The organism is Kluyvera huaxiensis (assembly GCF_040149365.1).
Taxonomy (GTDB): Bacteria; Pseudomonadota; Gammaproteobacteria; order Enterobacterales; family Enterobacteriaceae; genus Kluyvera; species Kluyvera intermedia_A.
Window position 1 is genome coordinate 250242 of sequence record NZ_JBEFLV010000004.1, and the last position, 20664, is coordinate 270905.

At 53.8% G+C, this 20664-nt stretch carries 17 protein-coding genes and 1 pseudogene; 12 read left to right on the top strand and 6 right to left on the bottom strand.

Features of this window, described 5'->3' with window-relative positions:
- Nucleotides 1-3 precede the first annotated feature (3 nt).
- The 5 genes and pseudogenes from ABOC97_RS06690 (at nucleotide 4) to ABOC97_RS06710 (ending at nucleotide 8274) form a co-directional block, all read left to right on the top strand.
- Nucleotides 4-870: an AraC family transcriptional regulator gene (locus tag ABOC97_RS06690; RefSeq protein WP_349595471.1), complete on the top strand. Its 867-nt coding sequence runs from the start codon at nucleotides 4-6 to the stop codon at nucleotides 868-870.
- Nucleotides 871-980: 110 nt separating this feature from the next.
- On the top strand, nucleotides 981-3239 hold the full coding sequence (gene parC / locus ABOC97_RS06695; protein ID WP_349595474.1) for a DNA topoisomerase IV subunit A: 2259 nt from the start codon (nucleotides 981-983) through the stop codon (nucleotides 3237-3239).
- Between the two features lie 324 nt (nucleotides 3240-3563).
- Nucleotides 3564-4301: a 1-acylglycerol-3-phosphate O-acyltransferase gene (gene plsC / locus ABOC97_RS06700; RefSeq protein ID WP_234507647.1), complete on the top strand. Its 738-nt coding sequence runs from the start codon at nucleotides 3564-3566 to the stop codon at nucleotides 4299-4301.
- Nucleotides 4302-4400: 99 nt separating this feature from the next.
- On the top strand, nucleotides 4401-5813 hold the full coding sequence (gene ftsP, locus ABOC97_RS06705; protein ID WP_349595477.1) for a cell division protein FtsP: 1413 nt from the start codon (nucleotides 4401-4403) through the stop codon (nucleotides 5811-5813).
- Nucleotides 5814-5938: 125 nt separating this feature from the next.
- A pseudogene (locus ABOC97_RS06710) lies at nucleotides 5939-8274 on the top strand (YgiQ family radical SAM protein).
- On the opposite strand, the gene dkgA reads toward ABOC97_RS06710, so the two are convergent.
- The gene (gene dkgA / locus ABOC97_RS06715; protein ID WP_349595479.1) at nucleotides 8259-9086 is read right to left on the bottom strand and encodes a 2,5-didehydrogluconate reductase DkgA; all 828 of its coding nucleotides are present in this window, start codon (nucleotides 9084-9086) and stop codon (nucleotides 8259-8261) included. The pseudogene ABOC97_RS06710 and the gene dkgA overlap by 16 nt on opposite strands.
- 203 nt (nucleotides 9087-9289) lie before the next feature.
- Nucleotides 9290-10453 (bottom strand): alcohol dehydrogenase, encoded by a 1164-nt coding sequence (gene yqhD, locus ABOC97_RS06720; protein WP_349595483.1) that lies wholly within the window; start codon nucleotides 10451-10453, stop codon nucleotides 9290-9292.
- A gap of 196 nt (nucleotides 10454-10649) precedes the next feature.
- Between yqhD and ABOC97_RS06725 the strand changes: the two genes are divergently transcribed.
- Nucleotides 10650-11540 (top strand): AraC family transcriptional regulator, encoded by an 891-nt coding sequence (locus ABOC97_RS06725; protein ID WP_349595485.1) that lies wholly within the window; start codon nucleotides 10650-10652, stop codon nucleotides 11538-11540.
- A gap of 203 nt (nucleotides 11541-11743) precedes the next feature.
- Here the strand turns inward: ABOC97_RS06725 and yghB are convergent, their stop codons facing one another.
- Together yghB and metC are read right to left on the bottom strand one after the other, a co-directional pair.
- Nucleotides 11744-12403 (bottom strand): DedA family general envelope maintenance protein YghB, encoded by a 660-nt coding sequence (yghB, locus tag ABOC97_RS06730; RefSeq protein WP_052281891.1) that lies wholly within the window; start codon nucleotides 12401-12403, stop codon nucleotides 11744-11746.
- 248 nt (nucleotides 12404-12651) lie between these two features.
- Complete coding sequence (metC, locus tag ABOC97_RS06735) at nucleotides 12652-13839, bottom strand: cystathionine beta-lyase (protein WP_349595489.1); 1188 nt, start codon at nucleotides 13837-13839, stop codon at nucleotides 12652-12654.
- Nucleotides 13840-14090: 251 nt separating this feature from the next.
- On the opposite strand from metC, the gene exbB reads away from it, so the two are divergent.
- The 4 genes from exbB to ABOC97_RS06755 all read left to right on the top strand — a co-directional run bounded on the left by exbB (nucleotide 14091) and on the right by ABOC97_RS06755 (nucleotide 18625).
- Nucleotides 14091-14822 (top strand): tol-pal system-associated acyl-CoA thioesterase, encoded by a 732-nt coding sequence (gene exbB, locus ABOC97_RS06740; protein WP_234507635.1) that lies wholly within the window; start codon nucleotides 14091-14093, stop codon nucleotides 14820-14822.
- Nucleotides 14823-14828: 6 nt separating this feature from the next.
- Nucleotides 14829-15254 (top strand): TonB system transport protein ExbD, encoded by a 426-nt coding sequence (exbD, locus tag ABOC97_RS06745; protein WP_052281894.1) that lies wholly within the window; start codon nucleotides 14829-14831, stop codon nucleotides 15252-15254.
- Between the two features lie 400 nt (nucleotides 15255-15654).
- Entirely contained in the window at nucleotides 15655-17082 is a 1428-nt protein-coding gene (locus tag ABOC97_RS06750; protein ID WP_349595494.1) for an MFS transporter, read from the top strand.
- 10 nt (nucleotides 17083-17092) lie between these two features.
- A complete protein-coding gene (locus ABOC97_RS06755; RefSeq protein ID WP_349595497.1) occupies nucleotides 17093-18625 on the top strand; it encodes a glycoside hydrolase family 43 protein in 1533 nt (510 codons plus the stop codon).
- Here ABOC97_RS06755 and ABOC97_RS06760 read toward each other — a convergent pair.
- Both ABOC97_RS06760 and ABOC97_RS06765 read right to left on the bottom strand, forming a co-directional pair.
- Nucleotides 18598-19041 (bottom strand): cytoplasmic protein, encoded by a 444-nt coding sequence (locus ABOC97_RS06760; protein WP_349595500.1) that lies wholly within the window; start codon nucleotides 19039-19041, stop codon nucleotides 18598-18600. The two genes, ABOC97_RS06755 and ABOC97_RS06760, sit on opposite strands and share 28 nt — an antisense overlap.
- A 1-nt stretch (nucleotide 19042) precedes the next feature.
- Nucleotides 19043-19438 carry a hypothetical protein gene (locus tag ABOC97_RS06765; RefSeq protein ID WP_234507626.1) on the bottom strand — a complete coding sequence of 132 codons (396 nt, stop codon included), beginning with the start codon at nucleotides 19436-19438 and terminating at the stop codon, nucleotides 19043-19045.
- A gap of 103 nt (nucleotides 19439-19541) precedes the next feature.
- On the opposite strand from ABOC97_RS06765, the gene ABOC97_RS06770 reads away from it, so the two are divergent.
- Both ABOC97_RS06770 and ABOC97_RS06775 read left to right on the top strand, forming a co-directional pair.
- On the top strand, nucleotides 19542-20051 hold the full coding sequence (locus tag ABOC97_RS06770; RefSeq protein WP_349595503.1) for an ESA_00282 family adhesion-associated protein: 510 nt from the start codon (nucleotides 19542-19544) through the stop codon (nucleotides 20049-20051).
- Nucleotides 20052-20123: 72 nt separating this feature from the next.
- On the top strand, nucleotides 20124-20621 hold the full coding sequence (locus ABOC97_RS06775) for a TIGR00645 family protein (protein WP_234507621.1): 498 nt from the start codon (nucleotides 20124-20126) through the stop codon (nucleotides 20619-20621).
- The last annotated feature ends 43 nt before the right edge of the window (nucleotides 20622-20664 follow it).

Here is a 20664-nt window from a genome sequence, read left to right on the forward strand (position 1 = left end):
GCAATGAACGATGCAATCACAACGGCGTACCGCGAGCGCTTCTCAATGGTGTGCGACTATATCGCCCGCCATCTCGATGAAGTGCTAACGCTTGAGAAACTCAGCGCGCTGGCCTGCTGTTCACCTTATCATTTCCATCGCCAGTTTCTGGCCTTCAGCGGCCAGCCGCTGTATCGCTATATTCAGTGGCTGCGCCTGCGCCGGGCTTCCTGGCGGCTGGCGTTTAATCCGCAGGATAAGGTTATCGATATTGCGCTTGATGCCGGGTTTCAGAGCCCTGAATCGTTCAGCCGCGCCTTCAGAACCGCGTTCGGTAAAAGCCCAAGCCAGTTCCGCCAACGGCCGGACTGGCTGGACTGGCACCAGCGCGTCCCGAAAATGGCCTCACAGGAGCCGCAAACGATGGAAGTGAATATTGTCGATTTCCCGCAAACGCCGGTGGCGATGCTGCAACACCGTGGTAGTCCGGAACTCGTTAACGACAGCGCCGCGACCTTTATCGCGTGGCGTAAAAGCACCGGTTTATCACCCGTGCGTGACAGTAAAACGTTTGGTATCGCCTGGGACGATCCGGCCACTACCTCTGCCGAAGCCTTCCGCTTCGATATCTGCGGCAGCGTGTCGGCAGCTATCCCGGAGAACGATTTTGGTGTGATCAACGGTGAAATAGCCGGTGGGCGCTATGCCGTTGGGCGGCATAACGGTTCGCTGGACAATATTTCCCAGACGGTGTGGGCGATGTTCCGCGACTGGCTACCGGGCAGCGGCGAGGCCCTGCGCGATGCCCCGGTGTTTTTCCACTACCTCAATCTTATTAACGATGTGCCGGAGCATGAGCTAGAAACCGATATTTATTTACCGCTGCGTTAACCATCCTGCAACCTATCTCACGGGCTGTGACTCAGAACGTGAGATAGGGTATTATCTGCGGCAATATTGCCGTCCGTACGGTCAGCATGCAGATTGAGGATCCCCAGTTAATGAGCGATATGGCAGAGCGCCTTGCGCTACATGAATTCACGGAAAACGCCTACTTAAACTATTCCATGTACGTCATCATGGACAGGGCGTTGCCGTTTATCGGTGACGGCTTAAAGCCGGTACAGCGTCGCATCGTCTATGCGATGTCGGAGCTGGGGCTTAACGCCAGTGCCAAATTTAAAAAATCCGCCCGTACCGTTGGTGACGTATTGGGTAAGTACCATCCGCACGGCGATAGCGCCTGTTACGAAGCGATGGTGTTGATGGCGCAGCCGTTCTCTTACCGTTATCCGTTGGTTGACGGGCAGGGTAACTGGGGTGCGCCGGACGATCCGAAATCGTTCGCGGCAATGCGTTACACCGAATCCCGTTTGTCTAAGTACGCTGATCTGCTGTTAAGCGAACTGGGTCAAGGCACGGCTGATTGGGCGCCGAACTTCGATGGTACGATGCAGGAGCCGAAAATGCTGCCTGCGCGTCTGCCGAATATTCTGCTGAACGGTACCACCGGTATTGCCGTCGGTATGGCGACGGATATTCCGCCGCACAACCTGCGTGAAGTGGCTAAAGCGGCAATCACCTTAATTGAAAAACCGCAGACTACGCTCGATGAAGTGCTGGATATCGTGCAGGGGCCGGATTACCCGACGGAAGCGGAAATCATTACCCCTCGCTCGGAAATCCGCAAAATCTACCAGAACGGTCGCGGTTCCGTGCGTATGCGCGCTGTGTGGCACAAAGAAGACGGTGCGGTGGTGATTACCGCGCTGCCGCATCAGGTTTCCGGCGCAAAAGTGCTGGAGCAGATTGCAGCCCAGATGCGCAATAAAAAGCTGCCGATGGTTGATGACCTGCGCGATGAGTCTGACCACGAAAACCCGACGCGTCTGGTGATTGTGCCGCGCTCCAACCGTGTGGATATGGAGCCGGTGATGAATCACCTGTTCGTCACCACCGACCTGGAAAAAAGCTACCGTATCAACCTCAACATGATTGGCCTCGATGGGCGTCCGGCGGTGAAAAACCTGCTGGAGATCCTCACCGAATGGCTGGCATTCCGTCGTGATACCGTACGTCGTCGCCTGAACTACCGTCTGGAAAAAGTGCTTAAGCGCCTGCATATCCTCGAAGGTTTGCTGGTGGCCTTCCTCAACATTGATGAAGTGATTGAGATAATCCGTACGGAAGATGAACCGAAGCCTGCGCTGATGTCGCGCTTTGGTATCAGCGAAACCCAGGCGGAAGCGATTCTTGAGCTGAAACTGCGCCATCTCGCCAAGCTGGAAGAGGTGAAGATCCGCGGTGAGCAAGATGATTTGGCGAAAGAGCGCGATCAGCTGCAGGCCATCCTCGCGTCTGAGCGCAAGATGAGCAACCTGCTGAAGAAAGAGCTGCAGGCCGACTCCGACGCCTTTGGCGATGACCGCCGTTCTCCGCTGCGCGAGCGCGAAGAAGCGAAGGCCATGAGCGACCATGACATGCTGCCATCTGAACCTGTCACTATCGTTTTGTCGCAGATGGGCTGGGTGCGTAGCGCCAAAGGCCATGATATTGATGCGCAGGGGCTCAGCTATAAATCCGGCGATAGCTGGAAAGCCTCGGTGAAAGGTAAGAGCAATCAACCGGTGGTGTTTGTCGATACCACCGGGCGTAGCTACGCCATCGATCCGATTACGCTACCGTCCGCGCGCGGGCAGGGCGAACCGTTAACCGGCAAGCTGACGCTGCCGCCGGGTGCCACTGTTGAGCATATGCTGATGGAAAACGACGATCGGAAACTGCTGATGGCTTCCGATGCTGGTTACGGTTTCCTGTGCACCTTCAACGATTTGGTGGCTCGTAACCGTGCAGGTAAGGCGCTGATTTCGCTGCCGGAAAATGCGCACGTTATGCCGCCGCTGGTGGTGGAAGATGAGTCGGATATGCTGCTGGCTATTACCAGCGCAGGTCGTATGCTGATGTTCCCGCTAAGCGATCTGCCGCAGCTGTCGAAAGGCAAAGGCAACAAGATTATCAACATCCCGTCAGCGGAAGCGGCGAGCGGCGTTGATAGTCTGGCGCATCTCTACATTCTGCCGCCGCAAAGTACGCTGACCTTCCACGTGGGTAAACGTAAAATCAAACTGCGTCCGGAAGAGCTGCAGAAAGTCACCGGTGAGCGCGGTCGTCGCGGTACGTTGATGCGCGGTCTGCAGAAAATTGACCGCGTAGAGATTGATTCGCCGCAGCGCGCTTCGGCGGGCGACAGCGAAGAGTAATCTTATTCCCCCGTCGTCAGGCGGGGGACATTACGGAATACATAAAATCGTTGTTAATTCAGCCGTTGCGATTAACAATACCCTTTTGCAGGGGTCTGCAAGTAACAAAGCCTTGTCCGATCTATACACATCATCATCCAAGAGGCATCACGCAACGCGTTCGCGTTTTGTGCCGTGCTAGCGCGGGTCCCAAAGGGGCGAGTGGCTTGAAAGATAATGTGTTTATATGCCCCGTGAGTTGTCTGTGGTGCTGGTGCGTATTGCGCACGCCATCATTCAATCTGACGGGTATAATTCTAAGCGGTTCAGGGTTCAGAGGACGCTATGCTATTAATTTTACGTGTCATTATTGTTGTCATTTATTGCATCCTGGTATGCATCTTTGGCTGTATCTACTGCCTGTTCAGCCCGCGCAATCCAAAACATGTCTCCACTTTTGGTCGCATGTTTGGTCGTATGGCGCCAGTTTTTGGCTTAAAGGTCGAGACCCGCAAGCCTGCTGATGCTGAGAGCTATGGCAACGCTATCTATATCGCCAACCACCAGAATAACTACGATATGGTGACGGCCGCGAACATCGTGCAGCCGCCAACCGTAACCGTTGGTAAAAAGAGTCTGGTGTGGATCCCGTTCTTTGGTCAGATTTACTGGCTGACGGGCAACCTGCTCATTGATCGTAATAACCGTGCCGCTGCTCACAGCACCATTGCGGAAGTGGTGAATTCGTTCAATAAACGCAAAATCTCTTTCTGGATGTTCCCGGAAGGGACCCGCAGCCGTGGTCGCGGTCTGTTACCGTTTAAAACCGGCGCGTTTCATGCGGCGCTTGCGGCAGGCGTACCGATTATTCCGGTCTGCGTTTCAAATACGTCGAACAAGATTAATCTCAACCGCTGGAATAACGGTTTAGTGATCGTGGAAATGCTGCCGCCAATCGATACCAGCGCGTGGAATAAAGACCAGGTGCGTGATTTGGCGAAACATTGTCGTGAAGTGATGAAGGCAAAAATTGACGAGCTGGATCGTGAAGTCGCTCAGCGTGAGTCTGCCGGTAAAGTGTAATATTGCATTGTGATGCGGGCTATCGCCCGCATCGTGTGTCGTTTTGCTGTTGGGAAATTGATTTCCCATTTTTGATTTGTCAGTTTTGATGGAGCTTATATGTCACTCAGTCGGCGTCAGTTTATTCAGGCTTCGGGCGTTGCGCTTTGTGCGGGCGCCGTGCCGCTGAGAGCGCAGGCCGCAGGAAAGCAACTCCCATTGCCGGTTCCACCGCTGTTGGAGTCCCGCCGCGGACAACCCCTTTTCTTAACGATGCAGCGTACGCATTGGTCCTTTGCTGAAGGCACCCGCGCGAACGTCTGGGGCATCAATGGCCGTTATCTTGGGCCGACGATCCGCGTCTGGAAAGGCGATGATGTTAAGCTCATCTACAGCAACCGACTGACTGAAAATGTCGCCATGACCGTTCGCGGCCTGCAGGTTCCAGGCCCGCTGATTGGCGGTGCTGCGCGTATGATGACGCCGAACGCTGATTGGGCTCCGGTGCTGCCGATTCGTCAAAACGCGGCAACCCTGTGGTATCAGGCCAATACGCCAAACCATACGGCACAGCAGGTTTACAACGGCCTGGCGGGCATGTGGCTGGTGGAAGATGAAGTTAGTAAGTCCTTACCTTTCCCGAATCACTACGGTGTAGATGACTTCCCGATCATCATTCAAGATAAGCGTCTGGATAACTTTGGTACGCCGGTGTACGACGAACCGGGCAGCGGCGGCTTTGTTGGCGATACGCTGCTGGTGAATGGCGTACAGAGTCCCTATGTCGAAGTATCACGCGGCTGGGTCCGTCTGCGTCTGCTCAACGCCTCCAACTCGCGTCGTTATTTACTGCAGATGAGCGACGGTCGCCCGTTGCACGTGATCTCCAGCGATCAGGGCTTCTTGCCCGCTCCGGTTTCAGCCAAGCAGATTTCGCTGGCGCCGGGCGAGCGCCGGGAAATCCTGGTGGATATGACCAACGGCGATGAAGTGTCGATCACCTGTGGCGAGTCAGCCAGCATTATGGAGCGTATCCGCGGCTTCTTTGAGCCGTCGAGTATTTTGATCTCTACGCTGGTACTGACCCTACGTCCTACGGGCCTGTTACCGTTAGTGACCGATAACTTACCGATGCGCATACTGCCGACGGACGTGCTTAGTGGTACCCCGATTCGCAGCCGCGATATTCTGTTGGGTGACGATCCGGGGATTAACGGTCAGCGCTGGGATCCACAACGTATTGATATCACGGCCCAACAAGGGACGTGGGAGCGCTGGACCGTTCGCGCCGACGCGCCGCAGTCATTCCATATTGAAGGAGTGACGTTCCAGGTTCGTAACGTCAACGGTGCGACGCCAATGCCGGAAGACCGGGGCTGGAAAGACACCGTATGGGTTGATGGTCAGGTGGAGCTGCTGGTGTATTACGCGCAGCCGTCATGGCCGCACTTCCCGTTCCAGTATTCCAGCCAGACGCTGGAACTGGCGGACCGTGGCTCTATTGGTCAAATTCTGGTTAACCCCGCGCCGTAATTAAATAAAATCCCGGCGGCTGCGTTCATGGCCTGCCGGTAAATCGCCTCATATCGATAACCCCGGTAGCGCGTCGCGATGCCGGGGTTATGACTTCATCAATAATCCCACTTCATTCATAGGCCATTCGGGCTTATAATCCCCGGCCTTTGATTATTTTTTTACCATTTTTTTGGAAGCATAATGAGCGCTATCTCCCTGATCCAACCGGATCGCGACCTTTTCTCCTGGCCGCAGTACTGGGCCGCCTGCTTTGGGCCGGCTCCATTTTTGCCGATGTCACGTGAAGAGATGGATCAACTCGGCTGGGATAGCTGCGACATTATTCTGGTAACCGGCGATGCCTACGTCGACCACCCGAGCTTTGGGATGGCGATTTGCGGCCGAATGCTGGAAGCTCAGGGTTTCCGCGTGGGGATCATCGCCCAGCCGGACTGGAACAGCAAAGACGACTTTATGCGTCTGGGCAAACCAAACCTGTTCTTCGGCGTGACCGCTGGCAACATGGACTCGATGATTAACCGCTACACCGCAGACCGCAAGCTGCGCCATGACGATGCCTACACGGCGGGTAACGTCGCCGGGAAACGCCCGGACCGCGCGACGCTGGTGTATACCCAGCGCTGTAAAGAAGCGTGGAAAGATGTGCCGGTCATTCTTGGCGGCATTGAAGCAAGCCTGCGCCGCACCGCGCATTACGACTACTGGTCTGATACCGTACGCCGCTCTGTGCTGGTCGACTCTAAAGCCGACATGCTGATGTTCGGCAACGGCGAGCGCCCGCTGGTCGAAGTCGCACACCGTCTGGCTGCCGGTGAGCCTATCGCCCAAATTCGCGATGTGCGTAACACCGCTATCATGGTGAAAGAAGCGCTACCGGGCTGGAGCGGTGTCGACTCCACGCGCCTCGACACCCCGGGCAAAATCGACCCGATTCCGCATCCGTATGGTGAAGACCTGCCGTGTGCCGATAACAAAACCGTGGCACCGCCAAAGCAGGAAGCTAAGCGCGTCACCGTACAGCCGCCGCGTCCGAAGCCATGGGAAAAAACCTACGTTCTGCTGCCGTCTTTCGAGAAGGTGAAAGGCGACAAAGTTCTCTACGCTCACGCTTCACGTATTTTGCATCATGAAACCAACCCGGGCTGCGCCCGTGCGCTGATGCAAAAACACGGTGAACGCTATATTTGGGTTAACCCACCGGCTATCCCGCTGTCGACCGAAGAGATGGACAGCGTATTCGCGCTGCCGTATCAGCGTATTCCGCACCCGTCATACGGCGATGCCCGTATCCCGGCGTACGATATGATTCGCTTCTCGATTAACATCATGCGCGGTTGCTTCGGCGGCTGTTCGTTCTGTTCTATCACCGAGCACGAAGGGCGTATTATTCAGAGCCGTTCGGAAGATTCGATTGTTAATGAAATCGAAGCTATTCGCGACACGGTTCCCGGCTTTACCGGGATTATCTCTGACCTCGGCGGCCCGACGGCCAACATGTATATGTTGCGCTGTAAGTCCCCGCGCGCGGAGCAGACCTGTCGTCGCCTGTCGTGCGTGTATCCGGACATCTGCCCACATATGGATACCAACCACGAACCGACGATTAATCTTTATCGTCGTGCCCGCGAGCTTAAAGGCATCAAGAAAATCCTCATTGCTTCCGGCGTGCGTTATGACATTGCGGTTGAAGATCCGCGCTATATCAAAGAGCTGGCGACCCACCACGTGGGCGGCTACCTGAAGATTGCGCCGGAGCATACCGAAGAAGGGCCGCTGTCGAAGATGATGAAGCCGGGCATGGGCACCTATGACCGCTTTAAAGAGCTGTTTGATACCTACTCAAAACAGGCGGGTAAAGAGCAGTATTTGATCCCGTACTTTATCTCGGCGCACCCAGGCACACGTGATGAAGACATGGTGAATTTAGCGCTGTGGCTGAAACAGCGTCGTTTCCGCCTCGATCAGGTGCAGAACTTCTATCCGTCGCCGCTGGCCAACTCGACCACCATGTATTACACCGGTAAGAACCCGCTGGGTAAGATTGGTTATAAGAGTGAAGATGTGGTGATTCCTAAGGGCGACAAGCAGCGTCGTCTGCATAAAGCGCTGCTGCGTTATCACGATCCGGCTAACTGGCCGCTGATCCGTCAGGCGCTGGAAACGATGGGTAAAAAGCACCTGATCGGCAGCCGTCGAGACTGTCTGGTACCGGCGCCGACTATTGACGAAATGCGCGAAGCGCGTCGTCAAAACCGCAATACTCGCCCGGCGCTGACCAAGCACACGCCGGTGGCGCATCAACGCCAGACGCCTGCGGATAACAAAGGGAAAAAACGCCCTAAACCGGCATCGCGCTAAGCGGGTGCTGGCCCCGGAGAGGTTTTCTTACCGCTTCGGGGTGAAGGTGAAATGCTCCGCCAGAATCTGGCGGAGCAGGAAGGATTACCCGCCGAACTGATCCGGGTCTGGCCCCAGACGCTTGCTCTGGTCCAGCTTGGTGATTGCACTCAATTCCTCTTTATCCAGACGGAAATCCCAGACGTTGAAGTTCTCAACGATACGCGATGGCGTCACCGATTTCGGGATCACCACCAGACCACTGTCCAGGTGCCAGCGAATGACGATCTGCGCCGGGGTTTTGCCGTATTTATCCGCTAATTGATGGATGATTTTCTGATCGAACACGCCTGCGCCACCCTGAGCCAGAGGGCTCCAGGATTCGGTCTGGATTTTATGCATCGCATTCCAGGTATTGAGCTGGCGTTGTTGCATCAGCGGGTGGAGTTCAATCTGGTTAATCACCGGCGCGATACCGGTCTCATCAATCAGCCGTTGCAGGTGGGGAACCTGGAAGTTACAGACGCCGATACTCTTCACCAGCCCCTGTTTTTGCAGCTCAATGAGTCCTTTCCAGGCCTCGACATAATGGTCAATCGCCGGAACCGGCCAGTGGATCAGATATAAATCGAGATAATCGAGCTGGAGGTGTTCCAGACTTTCCTGCAGCGCTTGCGCCGGGTGCTGATGCGCGTCATTCCAAAGCTTAGAGGTGATGAACAGATCTTCGCGAGGCACACCTGCGCTGCTGATAGCTTTACCGACTCCCGACTCGTTTTTGTACGCGGCGGCGGTATCAATAGACCGATAGCCGACCTCGATAGCCTTATGGATCGCGGCGACAACCTCTTCGTTGCTGGCTTGCCATACGCCCAGGCCCAACTGCGGCATTACATTGCCATCGTGCAGTTTAATCACGGTTGGATGTGTCATGCATTTCTCCTTTTTTACAGCTTATCAGGGCATGCCCTGGTAAGGTTTGTAGGATCAAGTCTGGTCTATAAACGCAAAAACGAAAGTTAAACTTGCCGTTTTGCAAACTGCCGATGCGTTATCTGCGCCAGTTTTCCCCAGCCGCTTTGTTGAGCTCGTGGCCGGGGAAAACCGTGTTGACGCCGGTATTCAGTGGGAAAGGATTAACGGGCTGCTTCGTAAATGCGGCGGCTCACGTCCAGGGTAATATCCTGATTTTCACCCAGTTTGGTCATGCCGTGTTCTTCGAGTTTTTTCAACAGCGCCGGGATGGAGCTGCCGTCCAGACCGTAGTCGGAGAAGCGGGTTGGTACGCCCATCTGTTCGAAGAAGCTGCGGGTCGCGGCGATAGCTGCATCGATACGCACATCGTCAGAGCCTTCGGTAATGTTCCACACGCGTTCGGCGTACTGCAGCAGTTTTGCACGCTTGGTGTCGCGTTTTTCATTCCACAGGGATGGCAGAACGATTGCCAGCGTCTGTGCGTGGTCCAGACCGTGCATTGCCGTCAGTTCGTGGCCCAGCATATGGGTGGCCCAGTCCTGCGGTACGCCAGCCCCAATCAGACCGTTCAGCGCCTGAGTAGCGGCCCACATGATGTTGGCACGTACGGCGTAGTTTTCCGGTTCTTTCAGCGCTTTCGGGCCGTCTTCGATAAGCGTCAGCAGAATGCCTTCTGCGAAGCGATCCTGAATTTTACCGTCAACCGGGTAGGTCACATACTGCTCTACGGTGTGCACGAAGGCATCAACGACACCGTTAGCCACCTGGCGTGGCGGCAGGGTGTAGGTGTAAACCGGGTCGAGAATGGCAAACACGGGCTGCACGTGTGCAGACATAAAGGCGCGTTTATCGCCGGTGGTTTTACGCGAAACGACAGCGCCTTTGTTGGATTCGGAACCGGTCGCAGGCAGAGTCAGCACGGAGCCCATCGGAATCGCGCTGGTGACGTTGCTGCCGTAGGTTTCCAGAATTTCCCAAGGATCAACGTTGATATCGTAGTGGGCTGCTGCTGCAATAAATTTAGTGCCATCCAGCACGGAACCGCCGCCAACGGCCAGCAGGAAGGTGACTTTCTGTTCGCGGGCAATTTTCACCGCGTTCATCAGGGTTTCATAAGATGGGTTTGGCTCAATACCGCCGAATTCCAGCACGTCCAGACCTTTCAGCGCGTTCAGAACCTGGTCCAGTACGCCGGTTTTTTTCACGCTGCCGCCGCCGTAAGTCACCAGTACGCGAGCGTCAGCTGGGATCTGAGCGCGCAGATTTTCAATAGCGCCTTTACCGAACAGAATGCGGGTCGGGGTGTGAAGATCGAAATTAAACATTGCTCGTTCCCTTCTTGAGAGGTGGAAAAACAAGGCGGCGAAGATCGCTGCCGAATGACATCATTGTGGTCTTCACCGGCAAAGCTCTCAATGCACATTTCTGCGATTGTCTTGCCCATTTCTCCATAAGGCTGGAGAAATGCATTAATCATGGCCACAATGATTGCGTCGGAAAAGGTATCTGGAGCGTCCATTGATGAACCGTGAAGAGATCTGTGCGCTGCTGACAGAAAAAACTAAGCAGCTGAAAAATAAAGAACAATATCTACGTGCCGTGCTGCCTGATATTCAGCTGATCTACGGTACTCAACCGAACGGGCGCACGCCGGTGATGTACCGGCCGGGCATCGTGTTTCTCTTTTCCGGTTATAAAATCGGTTATATCAATGAGCGCACCTTTCGTTACGATGCCAACGAATACCTGTTGCTGACTGTACCTTTACCCTTCGAATGTGAAACTTTTGCGACCGAAGACTCACCTCTGGCGGGTTTTCGCCTCGACGTCGATATTTTACAGTTGCAGGAACTGCTAATGGATATTGGCGAGGATGCGCTGTTTCGTCCGGCGATGGCGGAAAGCGGGATAAACTCCGCCACCTTGTCGGATGAAATTCTCTGCGCCGCAGAGCGCCTGCTTGATGTGATGGAGCGACCGCTGGACGCGCGTATCCTGGGTAAACAGATTATCCGCGAAATGCTCTACCACGTGCTGCTTGGGCCGCGCGGCGGTGCCCTGATGGCGCTGGTTAGTCGTCAAACCCATTTCAGCCAGATTAGCCGGGTCCTCAAACGCATTGAGAGTCAGTACACCGAAACCCTAAGCGTGGACCAACTGGCGGCGGAGGCGAATATGAGCCTGTCGGCGTTCCACCATAATTTTAAATCTGTCACCAGCACCTCACCGCTGCAATATCTGAAAGCCTATCGCCTGCATAAAGCCAGAATGATGATGGTGCATGACGGACTGAAGGCCAGCGCGGCGGCAATGCAGGTGGGATACGAGAGCGCGTCGCAGTTTAGCCGGGAGTTTAAGCGTTACTTCGGCATCACGCCGGGAGAAGATGCGGCGCGTTTGCGCGGAATGTAGAAACAGCAAACCCGGCAAAGACCTAACACTGTTCACTTAAGCAAAGCGATTAGGGGAAACGCCGGGAATTGGTTCCCGGAGGGACGCCAAACCCGGCGGTCGCCCCGGGTATCTCAATCTTAAACTAACGATGTTAGGTATTTGCCGGGTTTCAGATAATTCACAAGATGCGCGCGGTAAAAGCGCCCAGGTGAATACGCCAATCAGGCGTCGCAGTACTTCTTCTTAATCACCACAATGACCGTACCCAAAAGGCCGGCAACCAGCAGGAATATTGGCAGAATCATCAGGAAGGTCATGACCTGATCTTCATGGCGTTTGACGAAGGGGATCATGCTCAGGGCATAGCCGAGGCTAGTCACCACGCCAACCCACAGCAGCGCGCTCAGCCAGTTAAACAGCTGGAAACGGCGGTTAGGTAAGCCGGAAATACCCGCCATTGTTGGCAGCAGGGTACGCACAAACGCCAGGAAGCGCCCGGCCAGCAGGGCCAGCAGACCATGGCGGTCAAACATGCAGGTTGCACGCTGATGATATTTATCCGGCAGTTGCGACAGCCAGCCTTTCACCACGCGAGTGTTGCCCAGCCAGCGCCCCTGAATATAGCTTAACCAGCAGCCGAGGCTGGCGGCAGTCGTCAGGATAACCAGAGTAGGCACGTAACCCATCACGCCCTTAGCAATGAGTGCCCCCGCCAATAGCAGCAGGCTATCGCCGGGTAAGAATGAGGCAGGAAGCAGGCCATTTTCCAGAAACAGAGTGGCAAACATGACCAGGTAAACGATCCCCACGACGTGCGGATTCGCCAGAGCAGCAAAATCGTGCTGCCAAAGCGCGGCGACAATCTCTTGAATAACGACCATGAACATTCCTGTGGAACAGCGTTTTCACACATTGTACGCCCGAATGATTAAGAACACCTTGATCGCGTACGCAACAAATGAAGCGGCGTTGTTCCGATTTTCTGACAACAACGCGTAATTTGTTTACGCCCGATGTGGGTGTATCGATTCGGGAGACGACTGCTCTCAACATCGTTGAGGCGCCACTCGGAGCGCCCAAAAAATAAGTTAACCTGCCCGACACCTTACGCCGTCGGGCGGTGGCTATGTTACACGATGCGGGAAAATCCTGCCGCTAAATCGTCAATCAGATCGTCAACGTTTTCTAAACCGATATGGACGCGAATTAACGTGCCGCTGAAGTCGATTTTGCCGTCAGGGCGAATGCTGGCAAGTTCCTCCGGCTGATTCGCCAGAATCAGCGACTCAAATCCACCCCATGAATATGCCATGCTGAAAAGCGAGAAATTATCGAGGTAGTTTGCCAGTTCATCGTGGGTCAGATGCTTTTTCAACACGAAAGAAAACAGGCCGCTGCTGCCGGTAAAATCACGCTTCCAGAATTCATGTCCTTTACTACCCGGGAGTGCAGGATGGTTGACGCGCTCGACCTGCGGCTGCTGCGCCAGCCATTCGGCGACTTTCAGGCTGCTTTCATGGTGCTGACGTAAACGTACTCCCAGCGTACGCAGGCCGCGGCTGGTCATGTAGGCGGTATCGGCGTCGAGCATTTGGCCCATCAGATAGGCATTTTCGCGTAGCTGCGGCCAGCAGCGTTCGTTAGAGACCGCCGTGCCGACCATCGCGTCGGAGTGGCCGATCAGGTATTTAGTGCCCGCCTGAATCGAAATATCAATGCCGAAATCCAGCGCTTTGAACAGGATGCCTGCCGCCCAGGTGTTATCGATCATGATGATAGCGTCGGGGGCGACGCGACGTACGGCGGCAACGATTGCCGGAACGTCATGGACTTCCATGGTGATGGAGCCCGGAGACTCAAGGAACACCACTTTGGTATTGGGCTGGATGAGGGTGGCAATCTCTTCGCCAATCAGCGGATCGAACCAGCTGGTGGCGACGCCGAGTTTGGCCAGAATTTTAGTGCAGAAATCCTGGCTCGGCTCATAGGCGGTGTTGGTCATCAGCACGTGATCGCCCTGTTCGACGAACGCCAGAATGGTATTGGCGACAGCCGCCGCACCGCACGGGAAAAGGGCGCAGCCCGCACCGCCTTCCAGTTCACACATCGCTTCCTGTAGCGAGAAATGGGTGAGCGTACCGCGACGGCCATAAAACAGCTCGCCGTTGGCGCGGTTATGGGTGGCGTGTTTCTTGGCGGCTACCGTTTCAAAGACCAGCGAAGAAGCCCGCTGAATCACGCTGTTGACCGAACCCTGGGTATATTTTTTACTGCGTCCGGCGTTAACCAGCGCGGTATCGAGGTGCTTATCTGCCATGTCTGTTTTACCTGTTTTTATACGTCTGGACGTCTAAACTATCACGATTGTCAGCAGGGTATAGCGTTTCATGCACATACAGCAGAAAATTTTGCCGTATCCGGCGGAGAAAACTTTTTTACTGCGTAAGCGCAAGGAAAATAAGTGTGATTTAGGTCAATATGCAAATACTAATGAGAACTACTATCAATTCGACGTTTTTTTGATATTATTGTGCTCAGATTTTGTGATTTATGTCCTGGAGATACACAGTGGGTAATAATTTGATGCAGGCGGATCTCTCCGTTTGGGGTATGTATCATCATGCCGACATCGTGGTTAAAGTGGTCATGATCGGCCTGATTTTGGCATCCGTCGTCACCTGGGCCATCTTCTTCAGCAAGGGTGCAGAGCTTCTCTCCCATAAGCGCCGCCTCAAGCGCGAACAAAAACTGTTAGGGGACGTTCGTTCTCTTAACCAGGCGAGTGAAGTGGCAACGGCATTTGATGCCCGCAGCCTGAGCAGCCAATTAATCAACGAAGCGCAGAACGAGCTGGAGCTCTCTGCGGGTTCGGAAGATAACGAAGGCATTAAAGAACGTACCGGTTTCCGTCTTGAGCGTCGCGTGGCGGCGGTTGGGCGTCACATGGGCCGTGGTAATGGCTTCCTCGCGACCATCGGTGCTATTTCTCCATTCGTGGGTCTGTTTGGTACCGTATGGGGCATCATGAACAGCTTCATCGGTATTGCCCAGACGCAAACCACCAACCTGGCGGTCGTGGCCCCGGGTATTGCAGAAGCGCTGCTGGCGACCGCAATTGGTCTGTTCGCTGCAATTCCTGCCGTGGTTATCTATAACGTCTTCGCGCGTCTTATCGGCGGCTTTAAAGCGAGCCTCAGCGACGTTGCAGCCCAGGTGTTGCTGCTGCAGAGCCGCGATCTGGATCTCAGCGCCAGCGGCGTGCATCCGGTTCGTACCGCCCAGAAATTACGAGTAGGTTAATGCCCCATGGCAATGCGTCTTAATGAAAATCTGGACGATACCGGCGAAATGCATGACATCAACGTAACGCCGTTTATCGACGTTATGTTGGTACTGCTGATTATCTTCATGGTGGCGGCACCGCTGGCAACCGTTGATGTTAAAGTCAACCTGCCGGCTTCTTCAAGCCAGCCGCAGCCGCGTCCGGAAAAACCGGTTTATCTGTCGGTGAAAGCGGATAAATCTATGTTCCTCGGCAATGACCCCATTACCGAAGACAACATGGTTTCCGCGCTAGAAACGCTGACGGAAGGTAAGAAAGATACCACCGTCTTCTTCCGTGCTGATAAGACGGTTGATTACGAAACGATGATGAAGGTGATGGACACCCTACATCAGGCAGGCTATCTGAAGATTGGCCTGGTCGGCGAAGAGACCGTCGCCAAAAAATAATCATCCCGAATGGCGCACTCTGCGCCATTCGTTTTTATGCTCTCCTGCCGCGCTGAATATTTCCCTTAAGTCCTATTGTGACTCTCTAAATACAATCAAAAATTAAGTGTTATTTAGTACGATTTAATTCGTGGAATATATTATTAACCTTTCTGCGATTAATTCTGAATGCTAACAATAATATAAGCACCTGCATCGGGTTGGGCATGAACCGTAGTCGGCTGTTTCAGTATTTAGCCCGGTGTAAAGTCACAAAAATGAAAGTTGTATGATAAATGATCAAGATGTGTGACAGCTTCCGCAGTTGCTATAAAACGTAATACCAGTACGAAAAAAGACAATAGGATTGTTTTTTTCATCCTCCTACATTGAAGCCTCTTCAATTAAAGGGGATTACCTCGTGGCAAACGATACAAAATTGTCTATTTCAGAAAAGCTGGGATACGGCATGGGCGATGCCGCTTGCGGCATCGTCTACTCTTCGGTAACGATGTTTTTGACCTGGTTTTACACGGATATATACGGCCTCTCGGCAGCCGCTGTGGGGGTCATGTTTCTGGTGACTCGTGTACTTGATGCGATAACCGACCCGCTGACCGGCATCGTTGCCGACCGGGTAAAAACCCGCTGGGGCCACTTCCGCCCGTGGCTTATCTGGTTTGCTGTTCCTTACGCCGTGCTGGCGGTAATGACCTTCACTACGCCAGCCTTTAGTGAGTCCGGTAAGTTGGTATATGCCTACCTGACATACACCTTGCTAATGCTGTGTTACACCTTTATCAATATTCCCTACTGTGCGCTTGGCGGTGTCATTACCCGTGATGAAAAAGACCGCCTGTCGGCGCAATCTTACCGGTTTACTATCTCTTCCGTTGCCGGGCTGATGGTCTCTGTGGCGACCTTGTTCCTCGTCGATTATCTGGGCAAAGACGATAAGCAGTTCGGTTTTCAGGCCACCATGGGGATCATGGGGATGATAGCCATAGTGATGCTCCTGTTCTGTTTCTTCTCAACCAAAGAGCGTGTTGCGCCGGCGGTGGAACAGCAAAGTAGTATTCGGGAGGATCTGCGTTCGCTGCTGGCAAACGATCAGTGGCGGATCGTGGCGATCATCACCTTTTTCTCCAGCATGGCGGGGGTTATGCGCGGTGCGGCAACCTTGTACTACGCCACCTACCTGATGATGGGCGGCGTCGAGTCCGCAGCCGGGACGGCGATGAAGTCGGCGTTTATTTCAACCAGCGTGGTTGGCACTATTATCGGCAGTATCGCCGCAGGCTGGCTGGCAAAACGCTATCGCGCAGTGTCGCTGTTTAAAAACATTAACCTGCTGTTGGTTGTGGTCGGTGTGGTGATGTTCTTCGTGCCGCCGACCTGGCTGCCGGTGGTGTTCCCGCTGTATTTCCTCGTTGGCTTCTTCCACCAGATGTATCAACCGTTTAAATGGAACATGATGGCCAATGCCGCTGACTACGGCGAGTGGAAATTTGGTCGTCGCATTACCGGGCTGTCTTACTCTGGCAATCTGTTTGCGCTGAAAATGGGGATGGCGGTTGCCGGTGCGGTGGTGGGCTTCTCGCTGGGATTCTTTGGCTATCAGGCGGGCGTATCGGTACAAACGCCGATGGCGACAATGGGGATTGTTGGGCTGCTGACCCTGGGGCCATCGCTCTCCTATCTGGTGCTGTGGTGGTTGTCGCGCTTTTATAAACTCGATGATCAGGCGATGGCAACGATTCAACGTGATTTGTCGGCCCGCCAGCAGGCAAACTCAGCGCTAAACGATGCCAAACCAGAAGCCGTGACTGGCGTACTGCACAAGGCCTAAGGAGGGCGCGATGACATCAAATGACTATCAGAATCCGATCCTCTGTGCGGACTATTCAGACCCGGATATCGTGCGGGTAGGCGATGATTTCTTTATGGTTTCCTCCAGCTTTAACCATATGCCAGCGTTGCCGATTCTACATTCGACTGACCTGGTGAGCTGGAAAATCATCAATCATGTTTTTAACGCCTTACCGCTGGCTGGGTTTGATGAATACCAGCCAGGAAAAGGCGTCTGGGCGCCGTCGATTCGCTGGCACGATAATAAACTGTGGGTGTTTTTCAGTACCCCGGATGAAGGGATTTTCATGTGTCACACCGACTCCCCATGGGGAGAGTGGAGCCCACCGCACCGTGTGCAAGCGGCTAAAGGGTGGATCGATCCGTGTCCGTTTTGGGATGACAACGGCGAAGCATGGCTGGTACACGCGTTCGCCCACAGCCGCAGTGGGATTAAACATCAACTGCAGCTATTCGCTATGTCACCTGACGGTAAACAGCTTTTGGGGGAAGGGCGCATTATCTATGACGGTAGCTGCGATCAGCCCACGCTGGAAGGGCCAAAAGTCTATAAACGCGGCGAGTGGTATTACATCTTTGCCCCAGCGGGCAGTGTGGAAACCGGGTGGGAAACGGTGCTGCGTGCCAAAAAGATGACGGGCCCGTGGGTGGCGAAAAACGTTTTGTTCCAGGGGAATACGCCGGTTAATGGCCCGCACCAGGGCGGGTGGGTTGAGCTGGACGATGGCGAATGTTGGTTTGTCCATTTCCAGGACGCGCATTTGTACGGGCGCATTGTGCACCTTCAGCCGATGCGCTGGGAGGCCGACGGCTGGCCACGCATTGGTGAACCGCTGGGTGAGGATGGTGAAGGGCAACCTATAATGCGTGGGCCGCGCCCGGCAAGCCTGCCGCTATCCCCACGTGTGCTGCCGCAAACGAGCGATGATTTTTCTGATGGTAAGCCCGGCCTGCAATGGCAGTGGCAGGCCAACCCCAATCCCGCGTGGCTGCTAGCGGGAAAGCATCAGTTGAACCTCCGCTGTTGCGCGCTACCGCAGATAGAAAATAAGCATAATTTCTACTGGCTACCTAATCTGTTGCTGCAAAAGTTTCCGGCCTGGCAATTCTCCGCTCAGACTTCGTTGGTGCTAAATGCGGCGACGTCCGGTGACGCCGGTGGGCTGATTGTCTACGGTGAACGTTATGCTGCACTGCTGCTGGAAAACGTCGGTGATAGGCAGCGGCTGCTGTGGGTGACGGGCTGGATGAGCGATGCGGGAGTCGTACGTGAAAGCCGCGAGGCGATAGCGCATGTTGATGCCGCAACCTGCGAGATGAAGGTAGACGTTTCCTTAGGGGGAATCTGCCGCTTTGCCTGGCGACAGAATGGCGGTGATTGGCGGTCTATCCCGCAATCCTTTGCCGCAGGGAAAGGGAAATGGGTTGGGGCAAAAGTAGGGCTATTGGCGCTATCACTGGAATCAACGATAGCGGGCGGCTCCTGCGCGTTCGATCATTTTGCTCTGGATATTATCGGCTGATCCGGCTGTTTTTCGTCATCCTTGTCTATTTTCAGGATGATATTAGACGTCCGATAATCACCGTCGGCCAGGCCGCGACTGATCTCGAGAGTCGCGGTCTCCCGGCTGAGGACGTGCTGATAGCAGGCTTCCGTATGCGCCAGGATTTTGTCCCGCAGGTGGGGATAACGCGCCATCACTTCACACAGCGCGGAGCCAAAGATTTCCTCTTTGACCTGATAAGCATAGATTTCACGGCGGTTTTGCCACTTCATTTTGACTAACGCCGCGGGAATGGGCGCTGAAGGGCTAGAGATACGACGACCTTCGGCGTTTTTTTCATCACGTAATGCCTGAAGATTTCGCTGGAGAAGCGTTTCATCACTTATCTGCGGGCTTAACGTTATATTAGCCTCAGTAACATCGACAAGTTTCATACTACTTTTCCGTCAGATTATAAAACAGCGGAGCAGCTCTTTCCTGGGTCATTAAATTAAGCCAGATTTTATTACCGTCTTCATTAATGTCCTGGGTTTTTAACTCTATAATTTGACTTAACTCCAGCGCGGAGATCTCCCCCTGTACGACCAGGTTATTTAGCATAAGGGCAAAGGCTTCAATTTTAGCCACCCGATATAATCTATCTTTAATATGACGATCGCGCTCTTCGAGTAATGGGTTACGGGACTGACCGCCGCTTATCAATATCTCATCCTGCCAATCGGCGAGCGAAGCCTTCTCCGGCTCGACGAGCTGAAGCGGCTTCACATCACTGCTCTCAGCGTCTACGGCTGAGATACAAAAGCGAGCTGGGATAAGGGTTTCAGCTATCATATAGGCATCATCATTCGATTGGCAGGAGCGTAGTTTTTATTATAGTGAGGTTCGTTGACATTATCATGGAGCACTTTTAAAATCAAAAAAAGTGGAGAAAACCATGAGCGGTATTATTTATTTTGTGATGGTGTTGCTGTTACTCACCGTCATTATTTTATTTTTCATGTATGGTCAAAATAACGAAACATCTGATACTGATAATGAAAAGGCGGCACCTACAGAAGCCGCGACGCTGAACAAAGATGAAGGTGAAAACCATTTCGCCGGGCTGATGAGTACCATTACCCCGCCATGGTATTGGCGTATTAATCATGAGTATATCGATTTTCTCCAGTCCACGATTAAGCGCATGTCGATTGATGAATTAAAAGAAACGCCCGGCCTTTTTGAAGCGCAGGAGCGCTGTCGTGACCTCAATGGTGCCGTCTATGAGTATTACGACGAGATCAAACGACGCTGCCTCAAGGGCGAGCAGGTTACGCTGGGCGATCCGGTGGTGACCAGTCTTCAGCAGTGCTACCGGGAATTTGCTCAGGAAGCCTATCCCGAGCTGGTTGCGTTGGTATGGCCAGACTATCAGCGGCCGTTTATTCGCCCTCATGATGTGTGATTTTAGCTGTTGATATTATGTTGCGTAGTTGCGATATACTCTCTGCCGGATTTGACTTATCAACAGGACACTATGGAACGCTTTCTTGAGAATATGATGTATGCATCGCGCTGGATTCTGGCCCCGGTTTATTTTGGTCTTTCGCTGGGGCTGCTGGCTTTAGCCATCAAGTTCTTTCAGGAGATCTTTCATGTTCTGCCTAATATCTTCAGCCTGGCCGAAGCGGATCTGATACTGACCCTGCTGTCGCTGGTGGACATGACGCTGGTCGGCGGGTTGCTGGTGATGGTGATGTTTTCCGGCTATGAGAACTTCGTCTCGCAGCTGGATATTAGCGCCCACAAAGAGAAGCTGAACTGGCTGGGTAAAATGGATGCCACCTCGCTGAAAAATAAAGTGGCGGCGTCGATTGTGGCCATCTCGTCTATTCACCTGCTGCGAGTGTTTATGGATGCTAAAAACGTCCCGGACAACAAGCTGATGTGGTACGTGATTATCCACCTGACTTTTGTACTTTCGGCGTTTGTGATGGGCTACCTCGATAGCGTAACCCGCGCGAAAAAAGGCTGACTTTAGCGTATTCCCTGTGAATATATTGCAGGCCGGATAACAC

Coding starts and splice junctions, on each gene's coding strand:
- ABOC97_RS06775 (WP_234507621.1), top strand. CDS start 20,124: ATGGAACGCTTTCTTGAGAATATGATGTATGCATCGCGCTGGATTCTG.
- dkgA (WP_349595479.1), bottom strand. CDS start 9,086: ATGACACATCCAACCGTGATTAAACTGCACGATGGCAATGTAATGCCG.
- ABOC97_RS06765 (WP_234507626.1), bottom strand. CDS start 19,438: ATGATAGCTGAAACCCTTATCCCAGCTCGCTTTTGTATCTCAGCCGTA.
- ABOC97_RS06725 (WP_349595485.1), top strand. CDS start 10,650: ATGAACCGTGAAGAGATCTGTGCGCTGCTGACAGAAAAAACTAAGCAG.
- exbD (WP_052281894.1), top strand. CDS start 14,829: ATGGCAATGCGTCTTAATGAAAATCTGGACGATACCGGCGAAATGCAT.
- yqhD (WP_349595483.1), bottom strand. CDS start 10,453: ATGTTTAATTTCGATCTTCACACCCCGACCCGCATTCTGTTCGGTAAA.
- ABOC97_RS06690 (WP_349595471.1), top strand. CDS start 4: ATGAACGATGCAATCACAACGGCGTACCGCGAGCGCTTCTCAATGGTG.
- ftsP (WP_349595477.1), top strand. CDS start 4,401: ATGTCACTCAGTCGGCGTCAGTTTATTCAGGCTTCGGGCGTTGCGCTT.
- parC (WP_349595474.1), top strand. CDS start 981: ATGAGCGATATGGCAGAGCGCCTTGCGCTACATGAATTCACGGAAAAC.
- ABOC97_RS06755 (WP_349595497.1), top strand. CDS start 17,093: ATGACATCAAATGACTATCAGAATCCGATCCTCTGTGCGGACTATTCA.
- ABOC97_RS06770 (WP_349595503.1), top strand. CDS start 19,542: ATGAGCGGTATTATTTATTTTGTGATGGTGTTGCTGTTACTCACCGTC.
- plsC (WP_234507647.1), top strand. CDS start 3,564: ATGCTATTAATTTTACGTGTCATTATTGTTGTCATTTATTGCATCCTG.
- metC (WP_349595489.1), bottom strand. CDS start 13,839: ATGGCAGATAAGCACCTCGATACCGCGCTGGTTAACGCCGGACGCAGT.
- ABOC97_RS06760 (WP_349595500.1), bottom strand. CDS start 19,041: ATGAAACTTGTCGATGTTACTGAGGCTAATATAACGTTAAGCCCGCAG.
- yghB (WP_052281891.1), bottom strand. CDS start 12,403: ATGGTCGTTATTCAAGAGATTGTCGCCGCGCTTTGGCAGCACGATTTT.